This window comes from Agrobacterium vitis, assembly GCF_013337045.2.
Taxonomy (GTDB): domain Bacteria; phylum Pseudomonadota; class Alphaproteobacteria; order Rhizobiales; family Rhizobiaceae; genus Allorhizobium; species Allorhizobium vitis_B.
The window spans coordinates 1,075,404-1,089,236 of sequence record NZ_CP118260.1 but is presented as its reverse complement, the minus strand read 5'-3'; the positions used below and the strand labels follow the sequence as shown (position 1 = coordinate 1,089,236).

At 55.7% G+C, this 13,833-nt stretch carries 11 protein-coding genes; 4 read left to right on the top strand and 7 right to left on the bottom strand.

What is annotated here, in order from left to right:
* Positions 1–7: 7 nt before the first annotated feature.
* Together G6L01_RS22655 and G6L01_RS22650 are read right to left on the bottom strand one after the other, a co-directional pair.
* Positions 8–1,384 carry a sigma-54-dependent transcriptional regulator gene (locus tag G6L01_RS22655; RefSeq protein WP_070163319.1) on the bottom strand — a complete coding sequence of 459 codons (1,377 nt, stop codon included), beginning with the start codon at positions 1,382–1,384 and terminating at the stop codon, positions 8–10.
* Positions 1,381–3,252 carry a sensor histidine kinase gene (locus tag G6L01_RS22650; protein WP_070163318.1) on the bottom strand — a complete coding sequence of 624 codons (1,872 nt, stop codon included), beginning with the start codon at positions 3,250–3,252 and terminating at the stop codon, positions 1,381–1,383. Before G6L01_RS22650 ends, G6L01_RS22655 begins: the two co-directional genes overlap by 4 nt.
* A gap of 232 nt (positions 3,253–3,484) precedes the next feature.
* On the opposite strand from G6L01_RS22650, the gene G6L01_RS22645 reads away from it, so the two are divergent.
* Positions 3,485–4,819, top strand: a complete 1,335-nt coding sequence (locus G6L01_RS22645) for a dicarboxylate/amino acid:cation symporter (RefSeq protein WP_070163317.1) — start codon at positions 3,485–3,487, stop codon at positions 4,817–4,819.
* A gap of 73 nt (positions 4,820–4,892) precedes the next feature.
* On the opposite strand, the gene eglC is transcribed toward G6L01_RS22645, so the two are convergent.
* Together eglC and G6L01_RS22635 are read right to left on the bottom strand one after the other, a co-directional pair.
* Positions 4,893–6,320, bottom strand: coding sequence for an endo-1,3-1,4-beta-glycanase EglC (eglC, locus tag G6L01_RS22640; protein ID WP_070163316.1), 1,428 nt, complete (start codon positions 6,318–6,320; stop codon positions 4,893–4,895).
* A 177-nt stretch (positions 6,321–6,497) separates the two neighbouring features.
* Entirely contained in the window at positions 6,498–7,187 is a 690-nt protein-coding gene (locus tag G6L01_RS22635) for an NnrU family protein (RefSeq protein WP_070163315.1), read from the bottom strand.
* Between the two features lie 272 nt (positions 7,188–7,459).
* Here G6L01_RS22635 and G6L01_RS22630 point away from each other — a divergent pair, with 272 nt between their 5' ends.
* Positions 7,460–7,909, top strand: a complete 450-nt coding sequence (locus tag G6L01_RS22630) for a pseudoazurin (RefSeq protein WP_070163314.1) — start codon at positions 7,460–7,462, stop codon at positions 7,907–7,909.
* Between the two features lie 96 nt (positions 7,910–8,005).
* On the opposite strand, the gene G6L01_RS22625 is transcribed toward G6L01_RS22630, so the two are convergent.
* From G6L01_RS22625 to G6L01_RS22615, 3 genes are all read right to left on the bottom strand, one after another.
* Positions 8,006–8,722, bottom strand: a complete 717-nt coding sequence (locus tag G6L01_RS22625) for a Bax inhibitor-1/YccA family protein (RefSeq protein ID WP_070163313.1) — start codon at positions 8,720–8,722, stop codon at positions 8,006–8,008.
* 95 nt (positions 8,723–8,817) lie between these two features.
* On the bottom strand, positions 8,818–9,642 hold the full coding sequence (locus G6L01_RS22620; RefSeq protein ID WP_070163312.1) for an anti-sigma factor family protein: 825 nt from the start codon (positions 9,640–9,642) through the stop codon (positions 8,818–8,820).
* Positions 9,626–10,225: a sigma-70 family RNA polymerase sigma factor gene (locus G6L01_RS22615; protein ID WP_070163311.1), complete on the bottom strand. Its 600-nt coding sequence runs from the start codon at positions 10,223–10,225 to the stop codon at positions 9,626–9,628. The genes G6L01_RS22620 and G6L01_RS22615 overlap by 17 nt, the downstream gene beginning before the upstream one ends.
* 384 nt (positions 10,226–10,609) lie before the next feature.
* On the opposite strand from G6L01_RS22615, the gene cyoA reads away from it, so the two are divergent.
* Together cyoA and cyoB are read left to right on the top strand one after the other, a co-directional pair.
* Complete coding sequence (gene cyoA, locus G6L01_RS22610) at positions 10,610–11,788, top strand: ubiquinol oxidase subunit II (protein WP_070163310.1); 1,179 nt, start codon at positions 10,610–10,612, stop codon at positions 11,786–11,788.
* Positions 11,789–11,828: 40 nt separating this feature from the next.
* On the top strand, positions 11,829–13,832 hold the full coding sequence (gene cyoB, locus G6L01_RS22605) for a cytochrome o ubiquinol oxidase subunit I (RefSeq protein WP_070163309.1): 2,004 nt from the start codon (positions 11,829–11,831) through the stop codon (positions 13,830–13,832).
* The last annotated feature ends 1 nt before the right edge of the window (position 13,833 follow it).

Below are 13,833 nucleotides of genomic sequence, written 5' to 3'. Positions count from 1 at the left end.
TGTTTGCTCAGCCTTCCTCCCCACCCGCAAATGCTTTGCGCACAATGCCATGACGCTGAAGTTTGTCATAAAAGGTCTTGCGGGGAATTTTCAGGGCCTCGATGGTTTTGCGCACATCTCCCTCATAGTGGCTCAGGGTCTCACGCATGATATCCGCCTCGTAGCGATCAAGCCGTTCCGGCAAGGATAAACCAGGCAGATCGGTGACAACCACACTCCCGCCGCCCGAATCCATATCTTCCAACCCAAGAACGAAGCGTTCGGCAAAATGCGTCAATTCTCGCACATTGCCTGGCCAGTCGTGGTCCCGCAAATAACGCTCGACACCGTCTGACACCGGCGGTGGCTCGCGGCGGAACCGGCTAGCGGCCCGCTCAATGAAATGGGCAAACAACAGCGGCACGTCATCACGGCGTTCGCGCAAGGGTGGGATGGTCAATGTCACCACATTCAGGCGATAATAAAGGTCCTCGCGGAATTCACCGCGCTGGGCAGGATCACTGAGATCGACTTTGGCCGCGGCGACTACGCGCAGGTCCACCGGACGCACCTCGTTAATGCCGAGTGGCGAGACTTCCCGCATTTCCAGCACCCGCAGCATCTGCACCTGGGTCGCCGCAGGCATGCTCTCGATTTCATCGAGAAACAATGTGCCGCCGCTGGCATGTTCGATACGACCGATCCGCTTTTTCTGCGCACCGGTAAAGGCACCGGCCTCGTGGCCAAACAACTCGCTTTCGATCATGCTTTCCGGCAGGGTGCCGCAGTTCAATGCGACAAAATTGCCCTTCGCGCGTCGGCTCCAGCTATGCAGCAGGCTCGCCACCACTTCCTTGCCACTGCCAGTTTCCCCCGTCACCAACACATCGACGTCGGTATCGGCGATCTGGCGCAAAGTGCGCCGCAGCCGCTCCATAGCCGGTGTCTGACCAATCAGCGGTAAGCCGTCCTGGGCCGCATCGGCCACCTGACGCAGCTTGCGATTTTCCAATACGAGCCGCCGCATTTCAACGGCGCGATGGACGCTCTGCTGGAGCCTGTCGGTAGCAAACGGCTTGGTGATGAAATCATAGGCCCCGTCCTTGATCGCCTGTACCGCCATTGCAATATCGCCATGGCCCGTTACCAGAATGACTGGCAGATCCGGATCCAATGTCTTGACCCTGCTGAACAATTCCAGGCCATCGATATCAGGCATACGAATATCGGAAACGATGACGCCGCGAAAATCACTGGAAATCCGACGAAGTGCCTCCAGCGGCGCTGAAAATGCCTGAACAGAAAATCCTGCCAGTTCAAGGGTCTGCCCTGTTGCCGCCAGCAGATCCCGATCATTGTCGATCAGGATGACATTATTGGTCGCCGTCGCCTGCGATGACGTCATGATATATCCGCTTTCAAAAGATGGATGGTAAAGCATGTACCGGATGGCGTGCTCTCGACGCTAATCCGTCCGCCATAGTCACTGATGATGTCACGGGAAATTACCAGGCCGAGACCCAGGCCTTTTTCCTTTGACGTGGTGAAGGGGGTAAAAAGCAGACGCTTGATGTCCTCTGGAATGCCGGGACCGTTATCCTCAATGGTCACCACGACATGTTGGTCCGACTCTTGAACCGAAATGTCGACCCGGCCATCGCTGCGCTGCTCCAATGCTTCGAGCGCATTCTGCAGAAGATTGATTAAGACCTGCTCCAGGCGAACCCTGTTGCCTTTGACGGTCAGATCCGGCGCAACATCTGGAAGCGATAGTGCCTCCAGCCGCCCCGCAAAACGGCTGCGCAGCAGCATGACCGCACCCTCTATCGCCGCTCCAAGCGGCACTGGTTCCGGCGCGGTTCGACCCTTGCGGGCAAAAGCCTTCAATTCTTCGGTGATCGTGCCGATCCGCTCCGTCAGCGAAGCAATGGCGCCAAGATTGCTGTTTGCCTGTTCTGGCTGGGCACGTTCCAGAAACACCCTGGCATTTTCGGCATAGGCCCGGATCGTGGCGACAGGCTGGTTGATTTCATGGGCAACCCCCGCCGCGACCTGCCCCAGGATCGCCAACCGGTTGGCCTGGACCAATTCCTGCTGCACACCTTGCAGGCGCTGTTCTGTGGTCTTGTGGCCGGCGATCTCCAATTCCAGCCTGTCGCGGGCTTGTGAAAGGTCCCTGGTTCGTTCATCCACCCGCCGCTCCAGCTCCAGCTGGTCGGCCTCCACCCGCGCGAGGCGAATAACCGTTGCTTGCCGCCGCCAAAGAACCAGCGAGACGACCAGAAAAAATGGAGCCAGCAGGGCCAGGGTCAACAGTCGCCATTCCCGCGTCGAGGCTGCGATTGCCGGTTCAGTCGGGACGAGATAATTGAGATGCCAGTTGGTGGTCGGCACGGCAACCGATAGATCAAGGTAGTCAGCAGGTATGGCGCCGGGAAAAATCGTCCGCACCAAAAGCTCATCCGGTATAGCGCTGCCTGGCACCTGCTGGGCGCGATTGATCGGCAAGGCCTGCAAAGGCGCATCGCCGAACTGCAAACTGTTGCGTATTTGGGTCAATTCCTCTGGCTGCAACGTCGATAATGTCATGAAGCGCCAGGATGGAAGACTGGAAATCAGCACCACCCCATTCCCGTCGGTGACAAAAGCCGCTCGACCCTCTTCCCGCCAATCGCTTTCCAATTGCGCAAACTCTGCCTTCACGACCACAACCCCCAAAGGGGCATTAACCGGGCCGACACGCCTTGAAATATAGAGGCCTGGACGCTTGCTAATGTTACCGAGCGCGAAATGTTCGGCGGCACCGATCGCCATGGATCTACGAAAATAGTCCCGAAAAGAATAATCGACACCAACAAAGCTCACTGGCTCGCGCCAATTGCTGGAGGCGATGCCATGCCCTGTCGCGTCCGTGACGTAAAGAACCGAAGCACTTGTACCAGCCACCAACCGCTCAAGTTTATCGCTCAATCGTTCCGTCGCAGCGACTGTGTGTAGGCTCAAGGCATCAACAACCTGCTGGTCCTCCGACAAGAGTAACGGCAAGGACCGCGGTCGCTCCAAAACCGCCCGCAGGAAAGCAACCTTGAGATTGGCGCTAGTACGTGCCTGCTCGGACAAATCCTCCAATGCCGCAGTGCGGGCGTAACGGCCTGCCAAATAAAGCGCAAGGAGAGTGACGACACAGGCTAGGAACGCCAGAAAAAGCCAGGGCTTTCGCGGGCGCCTCGCATAGGCAGGCAGGGATCTGGGCTTGTCATGCACGATAATCATGATCAACTTTGTGCATTTTTCCGCACAACACACAAGACACCGAGCGAAAACTCGCGCGAAAATCCGCAGTGGATCATGGCTGAAACACGGCTTTTCAAAGGCTTGCCCCGGGATTGTTCTCTGGCACGGCAATTGCTTGAGCAATACCGAACATCGATGTCGATGTTGGCACGTTACATAAGCTCCCGGGAGGCCGATGGAATCGGTTGGGAGCACCTACCGGAGGGACCCGATGCATATTTCCACCTCTACCGCCCCACAGGGCGGCAAGCTCCCATTTTACCGTCATCTGTATTTCCAGGTTATCGTTGCGATTATCGGCGGCATCCTGCTAGGGCATTTTTATCCACAAACGGGCGAATCTCTCAAACCACTTGGTGATGCTTTCATCAAGCTCGTCAAAATGGTCATAGCACCGGTTATCTTCCTGACCGTGACCACCGGTATTGCCGGCATGTCCGATCTGAAAAAGGTCGGTCGTGTTGCCGGCAAGGCGATGATCTATTTTCTGTTCTTCTCCACGCTCGCACTCGTCATCGGCATGGTCGTATCGAATATCCTGCAACCCGGTGCCGGCATGCATATCAATCCGGCGACGCTCGACGGCAAGTCTGTTGCCAACTATGCCCAACAGGCCCATGATACGACAATTACCGGCTTCCTGATGAACATCATACCGGACACGATCGTTGGTGCTTTTGCAAAAGGCGACATTCTCCAGGTTCTGTTCTTCTCGGTGCTGTTCGGCCTGGCTCTCGCCATGGTCGGCGACCTCGGAAAGCCAGTCACCAACATCTTGCAAGCGTTCACGGCGCCGATCTTCAAGCTCGTCACCCTTCTCATGAAGGCCGCACCAATTGGTGCTTTCGGCGCAATGGCCTTCACCATCGGCAAATACGGCATTGGCTCGATCGCCAACCTGGCGTTCCTGATCGCGACATTCTACCTGACGTCACTGCTATTCGTTTTCGTCATTCTTGGCGGCGTTGCCCGCTATAACGGCTTCTCCATCCTGGCGCTGATCCGTTATCTTAAAGAAGAACTGCTGCTGGTGCTGGGGACCTCGTCTTCAGAATCCGCACTTCCTGGCCTGATGGCCAAGATGGAGCAAGCAGGTTGCAAGCGCTCGGTTGTCGGCTTAGTTATCCCAACCGGCTATTCCTTCAACCTTGATGGTACCAACATCTACATGACGCTGGCAGCGCTGTTCATCGCCCAGGCGACGGATATCCAGCTTTCATTTGGCGACCAGATCCTGCTGCTGCTTGTGGCTATGCTCAGCTCGAAGGGGGCCGCAGGCATTACCGGCTCGGGCTTCATCACCCTGGCTGCAACGCTATCCGTCGTCCCTTCGGTCCCAGTCGCCGGCATGGCGCTAATCCTCGGCATTGACCGGTTCATGTCCGAATGCAAGGCATTGACCAATTTCATTGGCAACGCCGTGGCAACTATCGTCGTCGCCCGCTGGGAAAATGAACTCGATCAAACGCAGTTCCGTGCTGCCATGGCGGGTGAGTTGCCGGAAGAAATCGATATCGTTGCCAAACCGGTTCCAACGGCCGCCTGATAAACCCGGACCCCAAACACAACAAAGCCCCGGCATATTCAGCCGGGGCTTTCCTTTGGACAATCAAGCAGAATTAAAGAAGATGATCGCTGGTCGTTGTCGTCGCAGCCGCATACTCCTCAAGGGAATAGGCCTTGATATAATCGACCTTCAACTCTGAGCCATCGCTGAAATCAGAACTGCTTGGCGTCCCGGCCATCCCGCCAACCGCCAGATTGACCACCATATACATCGGCTCATGCATATCTGACGGCGTATCCGTTTGATGCACGGCAACGTCATCAATATACCAGGTCAACGTCGTTTCCGTCCACAACACCCCGTAGGTATGATAGCCTTCGGTATCGGTGTAAACCGTCGTGGCATCGGATGTCTGCTCGCCAGTTTCATTGCTGTGAGCGGTCACAATGACTTCGCCTTGGTTCTGGCCACGCATTTCGACCACATCCAGTTCCGGTGGCCAACTCCCGTCAGCCGGCAGTAGCCAGAATGCCGGCCATGCGCCCTGATCATCAGGCATATCGGCGCGGATTTCGAAATAACCGTAGGTCTGGCTAAACGTGGACTCGGTGCTAAGCATGCCAGAGGTATACTCATAACCATTGATCTGGCTCTGGATATCTTCCGAAGCAACGGATGCGGTGATGGTCAACACACCGTCAGAGATGGAGAAAGGATTGACCGACGACGTCGCCTCATAGGACGGATTGATATACCATTGCAACTCGCTGTTATCGACCAAAGTGCCGCCATTGGACGCAAACCAGCTATAGCCCGTATCCCAAGTTCCGCTCGTGCCGTCATGCAGGGACAAGCTGTTGAAATCATCTGAAAATGTTTGCGTGAGATTGGTACGATCCAGTGTCAACTGAAACTGGTCGGAGGTAAAATCGGAAATTACGGTATCACTGAACAGGATGCTTTCGCCATTGCCGAGATCGAGTGAAACATCACTTCCGGTCTGGGTCATATGACTTTGTACTTCGGTAAAGTCCGAGAAATCATAATTCTGCAAGCGCACGGTATCATCGCTGGAGAAATCAGTGATCCTGTCGCTGCCATTGCCGCTGCTGAATACAAAGGTATCGGCGCCGCCGCCGCCGATCAGGACATCGTTGCCACCATAGCCGTCAATGGTCTGGATACCTGTGCCGCCGGTGATGATGTTGTTCAGGCTGTTGCCGAAAGCATATCGGTTATCGCCTGTCACGACCAGGTTTTCAATGCCATCGCCAAGCGTGTAACTCATCCAGGTATTGACGGTGTCAACACCCGCGCCCCCTGATTCGCTGGCGCGATTAATACTGGAATAGAGATAATAGACATCGTCACCCGTGCCACCATTCATAGTGACACTGACCGAGCTATCCCCATACATTGCATCGTTGCCGCTTGATCCATTCAGCGTCAGGCCACTTCCCGTTGCTGAATACCAATGGGTCGGATCGCCACTATAATAAAGCGCCTCGCCCAAGCTGTTGAGAAGATATTTGCTGGCCATGCGAACCTCTTTCAGTTGCAGTCAACACCTTACCCCTTTGGGAATGATAGGACTTTATTCGCCGAGAACCAAACGATCTTTCCCGTAATGATAATGTTTTTTCAGTTCCGTAGGCCTTGAACGAGCCATCTCGGCTGATTTCGAAGCGGTCATATCAAAATAGAACAATTATATCGATTAAACCCCATAGAGCGCCAACAGCAGGGGATCGACACCGAACAACACTTCATGGAAGGCAAACAGCAAAGCGAAGGTGCCTGCTGCGGTCAGGACAAGCGCCATCGACATGTCGCGGTCCAGACGCAATCTGGCACGGCCAGACAAAATAGCGGCAAAGGGCAGAACCGACGTTGCGGCACCCAATTCCGGCCCAACTGCGTCGATAATTTTCCGACTGCGGCGCTCCAGTACCGCCATTCCCACCAGCGAGAAAAGCGAAAATCCGCCAAATAGAATAACGCCACGCATTTCACCATTTGGGAAAATATGACCGAAAGCCCAGAGGAAAAATCCCCACAAAACCGGATGACGGGTTATCGAAACGATGGCACCAGGCTTTCGCCCTGACCTGAAGGTCACCGAATATGGGTTGGGACTGATCAAACCGCACACAACCAGAAAAAGACCGATCGGCACGAGCACCAGCGTCAGCCATGCCTGCCAGGCCCTGTCCATCCACAGCGCCACGTCATCGGCTTCCATGAAGGCGAAGAATATCCAGACCAAGCCTGCCAGCGACAGGATCGAATAGAGAACCATATAGGTCGTGCGCCCCAGACGGGACACAAGCCGACCTTTGATGCTGGGTAGTGCCGGGACGGAATGCGTCAACACAAAGGAAATCAACGCCAGGACCAGGTTAGCCATGTAACCATCCCATAACGCACACATCAATGAGAGACAGCAAACCACACACTCCTAAGGCCGAGGCCGCTGCACCATGACCATAGGCAACGCCCCAGGCTTCTTGATAGCGCGTCCCTTTTCAAGGAAACCGCATTCCACTTTTCCCGGATAAACTCAAGCCAGGCCCCCACCTTTTGAGGGTCACAAACGCGCGATTTGCGCAAGATCAAAGTGATGCCGCATCCGGTGATTTAAAAGCGTGAGCGAAGAGACACAAAAGAGAGTGAAACACCATGCATATCGCCTTGAAGCGCCTCGCCGCCCTTACCATCATCGGCGCGATGTCGACGGCATCGGCCTTCGCCGCTGATTACGAAATCCATATGCTGAACAAGGGGGCCGATGGCACACCCATGGTGTTCGAACCAGCCGCGCTGAAAATCGCTCCTGGCGACACCGTAACCTTCATCCCAACGGACAAGGGACACAGTGCCGAGGCCATTACCGGCCTGGTACCTGAGGGTGCGGAGGTCTTCAAAGGCAAGATCAATGAAACCGTGAAGGTGACATTCACCCAAGTCGGTGCTTACGGCGTCAAATGTGCACCGCATGTTGGCATGGGCATGGTGGCCGTTGTGGTGGTCGGCGACGTTCCGCCCGCCAACGCCGCTGCCTTTGCGGCCTCGACCCTGCCCAAAAAAGCCAAGGACAAATTGCTGGCTGAACTGGATACGCTGCACTGAAAATCGACTGCGCAGACCGAAAAATTACCATAAAAACAAAGCCGCCGTTCCCTCAGGACCGGCGGCTATTTTGTCTTCAGTCCATGTCAGCGAAGACTATTCCCGTTCACCGGTGAAATTCAGCAGAAGCTGGAAGATATTGACGAAGTTCAGGTAAAGCGAAAGAGCGCCGAACACTGCCAGCTTTTGGCGCGATTCCTGATCGATATTTTCGGCATATTGCTCCTTGATATTCTGGGTGTCCCAAGCCGTCAGGCCGACGAAAACCAGGATACCAATCACCGAGATCGCAAATTGCAGCGCGCTGGAGCCTAAGAAAATGTTGACGATGGAGGCGATGACCACGCCAATCAGACCCATCATCAGGAAGGAGCCGAATTTCGACAGGTCACGCTTTGTGGTGTAGCCGTAAAGGCTCATGGAGCCGAACATGGTTGCGGCGATGAAGAATGTCCGCGCAATGCTGGTACCGGTAAAGACCAGGAAGACTGAGGCCATCGACAGGCCCATGACCGCACAAAACGCCCAGAACGCCATCTGCGCCGCACTGGCCGACATGGTCTGAATGCGGAAGGAGAAGAAAAACACGAAGGCGAGCGGTGCAAGCATCACCACCCATTTCAGCGGCGACTGGAAAATCGGCACATACAGCGCTGGTGTCGAGCCGACAATAAACGCAACAAGACCGGTGATGACCAGGCCAAGGGCCATATAATTGTAAACGCTTAGCATATGCCTACGCAGGCCCTGATCGAACAAGGCACCCGCCTGCGCCTGTGCGCCGAAAGGATAGTGTTTATTCACAGGTTCCATAATTGAGGTCTCCTCTTGATGTTCAGGCTGACAATGAATGTCACGCCATAAGTCATTACAGGCCCGCCGCTTTTTAACGCGGCGCCAACCCGGTTTCAGTAAAGCGTCCTGGCAAGCTGGCCAGCCACATCTGTCAATTCGTCGCCCGAGCGGTCCTTCGACACCAGCGCGTAAGCGACCTCGCCGATCTGCCAATAAGCAGCCTTTGCACCATCCGTCTGAGCGAGCGTGACATTCTGGACAGCGAAGGAGCCCGTGCGGGCGGCAAACAACGTTACCTCCGAGCCCCGCTTCGGTTTGACGGCGATTTCAACACTCGGTCCGTAAGCCGAGGGGAAAATCTGGCTATCGGCAATCGTCCAATTGCTGGGCATATCCGGCATGACGATGCCAGTCGCAGAGCGAATTTCCTTGCGGTCAAACATTGGCGCCCCGGCTTGGCCGTCACTCCCTTGAACCTGCGTGACCTGATGAGGATGAAGACTTTCCCGCAACAATGTCGTTTCATGGGCTTGTAATGCTTCGCGCACGAAGGCCGGTGTCGGCACGGAGGCGACAACCTGGGTGGCCGCGAATGGATTGATAACGGAATGCGCGACCCAACCAACGCCGATAAAAATAGCCACCGCAGCCGCCCGGCGCAGCACTGTCATGCGGCCTGCCTGCATCAAAGCCTGCTCCAGCTGGCGAGCCGCATCCCGGGTCTCCGGCCGCGCCGCGCCCAAATCAAGCGCCACTCGGTCATGGGCCAGCCCCAAGCGCAACTCGTCGCGCACACGCAGATCGGCCATCATCCGCGCCGCTGCATCGGGATGCCTGGAAAGATAGGCCTCGACCTCGATCCGCCGCTGAACGGTCAGTTGATCGTCGATATAGGCCTGTAGATCAAAATCCAAAACTGGATCAGGATGGTGTATCATCGGAACCTCCAACAATGCGAAGGCCTACCGGTTTGGAGCCGCCCTGCCCTCTTTGGGCTGGCTTCTCAACCGGTGGCGGTAGCGCCCGCCGTCCCGCATCTGTCATTTCAAGATCGCGCAGCCGCGCCCGCGCCCGCGACAGCCGCGACATCAGCGTGCCAACTGGAATATTCAAAACATCGGCAGCCTCCTGGTAGGAGAGCTCTTCGATCGCCACGAGATGCAGGGCCTGGCGCTGCTCTTCCGGCAAATCCATAAAGGCTCGGCGCACCTGCGCCAACCGCACCACATGCTCCTGCTCGGCCCCTATGACCGGATCGACAAGATCAGCTGCCAGCGCATCGCGCCTCGCCGCAGATCGCCTGCGTCGCAAGCTATCCACGTGGGTATTGTGCAGGATCGAAAACAACCATTGGCGGATATTGCCACCGCGCCGGAAGCTGTTCTGGTGCTCATAGGCCCTGACCAGGGCATCGTTGACGAGATCCTCGGCTTCATCGGTATTGCGCACAAGCGACAGGGCATAACGCCTCAGCGCTGCCAATTGTCCAATCACGTCAAAGGGGCCGGATCTGTTGTTCATACCCCTATATACGCAGGAGAGGCTGTTGATATTCCCGGGGACGAATAATTTTTTGCCAATTTTCCGATTCCGGGTGAAACCGTTGGCGCACCCGCATTGGCCAGGCAGTTTTTCAAGGGTGCGACAATTTGATTATTGCCATTTCGAGCCTTTTGCCACGACAAAAAGTGGCATTTTTCATCTCGCAACTGCGAAGAGAACTTCGATGGAACCCACTGATTCGCAAGGGTTTTTGAAAGGCATACCCGCACCACTGCGATAGCACACAACAACCATAGGAGGATATATTTCCTATATTAGCGACACTCCCTGCGACAAAACGCGCATTTAATCTCACCGGAAAAGGATTAATTCGCGCTTATGCGCTTGATGAGAGTCAAAGTAATGAAAAAATTCCCGATCCTATCCTCCCTCCTGCTTTTGCCCATGCTGCTGCTTTCGGGCTGTAACATGGTGGTGATGTCCCCCGCCGGTGACATTGCAGCGCAACAACGCGACCTCGTGGTCTTCGCCACCGTGTTGATGCTGATCATTATCGTCCCGGTGATCCTGCTGACGTTTTTCTTTGCGTGGAAATATCGCTCTTCCAACACCTCGGCGGTCTATCTGCCGGACTGGAACCATTCCACCAAGATTGAAATCCTGATCTGGTCGGCACCCGTCGCCATCATTCTGGTTCTGGGAACGGTAACCTGGATCTCCACACATAAGCTCGACCCCTACCGCCCTTTGGAGCGGATTGATGCCGAGCGAACCATTCCCGCCGACGTGAAGCCGCTGACTGTTGAAGTCGTCGCTCTCGATTGGAAGTGGATGTTCATCTACCCGGACCTCGGGATTGCCACGGTCAACGAACTGGCAGCACCGGTTGATGTTCCGATCAATTTCAAGATTACCGCTCAGTCGGTGATGAACTCCTTCTATATCCCGGCGCTTGCTGGCCAGATCTACGCCATGCCTGGCATGCAGACCAAGCTGCACGGCGTGATCAACAAGGAAGGCGTTTATGACGGTTTCTCGGCCAACTATTCTGGCGCTGGTTTTTCCAACATGCGCTTCAAGTTCCACGGTCTGACCGATCAGGGCTTTGCCGACTGGGTAGCTCAGGTCAAGGCGAAAGGCACCGCGCTTAACCGCGACGCCTATATCAAGCTTGAAAAGCCAAGTGAAAAAGATCCGGTGCGCTACTTTGCATCCGCCGACAAGGATCTTTTCAACGCCATCATCAATATGTGTGTCGATCCTGCGAAAATGTGCATGAGCAACATGATGCATATCGACATGATGGGCGGAGCTGGCAAGGAAAGCGCCGAGAACCGCGAGAAACTGCAATATGACAACCGTGGTGTCGATCTGAGTGTCACGCCAGGCCATGGCACCGACGCGAATGCGCCACAGGATCATTCGCAGGCTGCTCCTGCTACCGACAGCATGCCCGTCGCATCCACAACTGACGCCGGCAACCACACAATGCATCATTCGATGGCCGATCATTCCATGCCTGGAATGGACATGCCTGACACAGATAACGGCGCGACCGCGCCAGCTCAGCCTAAAAACTGAGCCGGCAATCTCGCGATATTCAACTTAAACGGGGCCTCCCATGTTCTCAAACCCTGACCTTATGAAGTTCATCTTCGGCCGGTTGACCCTAGATGCGATCCCGTATCACGAACCCATTCTCGTGCTGACCTTTGTGGCTGTCGCGATCGGTGGCATTGCCGTGCTCGGCGCCGTTACCTACTTCCGCCTCTGGGGCTATCTCTGGAATGAATGGTTCACCAGCGTCGATCACAAGAAGATCGGCGTGATGTATGTCATTCTGGCGCTGATCATGCTGTTGCGCGGCTTTGCCGATGCCTTGATGATGCGTGGCCAGCAGGCCATGGCCTTCAACGGCAATGAAGGCTTTCTGCCGCCGCATCATTATGACCAGGTCTTCACCGCCCATGGCGTGATCATGATCTTCTTCATGGCCATGCCGTTTGTAACCGGCTTGATGAACCTCGTCGTTCCCTTGCAGATCGGCGCGCGCGACGTGTCCTTCCCGTTCCTCAACAACTTCTCCTTCTGGATGACGGTTGCAGGTGCGGTGATCGTAATGATTTCGCTGTTCGTCGGTGAATTCGCCCGTACCGGCTGGCTGGCTTATCCGCCGCTTTCGGGTGGCGATTACAGCCCCGGCGTCGGCGTCGATTACTACATCTGGGGACTTCAGGTGGCCGGTGTCGGAACGACATTATCAGGCATCAACCTGATTGCGACCATCGTCAAGATGCGCGCTCCGGGCATGACCATGATGAAGATGCCAATCTTCACCTGGACCTCGCTCTGCACCAACGTGTTGATCGTTGCCAGCTTCCCGATCCTGACTGCCACGTTGGCTCTGCTGACGCTCGACCGTTATGTCGGCACCAATTTCTTCACCAACGATCTCGGCGGCAACCCGATGATGTATGTGAACCTGATCTGGATCTGGGGTCACCCGGAAGTCTATATTCTGGTTCTGCCCGCCTTCGGCATTTTCTCAGAAGTGGTTTCGACCTTCTCCGGCAAGCGCCTGTTTGGCTATACATCGATGGTTTACGCCACGGTCTGTATTACGGTCCTGTCCTACCTGGTGTGGCTGCATCACTTCTTCACCATGGGTTCGGGCGCCAGCGTCAACTCGTTCTTCGGCATCACGACGATGATCATCTCGATCCCGACGGGTGCCAAGATCTTCAACTGGCTGTTCACGATGTATCGTGGCCGCATCCGGTTCGAAGTGCCGATGCTTTGGACCATGGGCTTTATGGTGACTTTCGTGATCGGCGGCATGACCGGCGTTCTTCTTGCCGTGCCACCAGCCGACTTCGTCCTGCACAACTCGCTGTTCCTGATCGCCCACTTCCATAATGTCATCATTGGCGGCGTGGTGTTCGGGCTGATGGCTGGCGTCACGTTCTGGTTCCCGAAAGCGTTCGGCTACAAGCTCGATCCGTTCTGGGGCAAGATGTCCTTCTGGTTCTGGTTGGTTGGCTTCTACTTCGCCTTCATGCCGCTGTATGTTCTCGGCCTGATGGGTGTCACCCGCCGCATGAGCCAGTTCGACGATCCGTCGCTGCAAATCTGGTTCATCATCGCTGCATTTGGTGCCTGCCTGATTGCGCTTGGTATCGCCTCCTTCGTCATCCAGCTCGTCGTCAGCTATTTCAAGCGTCACGAACTGGCGGACCTGACGGGCGACCCATGGAATGGCCGGACTCTGGAATGGTCTATTTCTTCGCCACCGCCGGCCTATAACTTCGCTTTCACGCCAGTCGTCCATGATACCGACGCCTGGGATGACATGAAGAAGCGTGGCTATAGCCGTCCTCTGCTGGGCTTCAAGCCGATCCACATGCCGAAGAATACCGGCACGGGCGTTATCCTTGCGGGTCTCAGCGTTGCCATGGCATTCGGCCTGATCTGGTACATGTGGTGGTTGGCCATCGTGTCTTTCGTGGCGATCATCGCAGTGTCGATCTCGCACACGTTCAACTACAACCGCGACTTCTATATCTCCGCCGAAGAGGTGGTGAATACCGAGGCAACGCGGACCGCGCTTCTGGCAAGGAAGGGGTGAT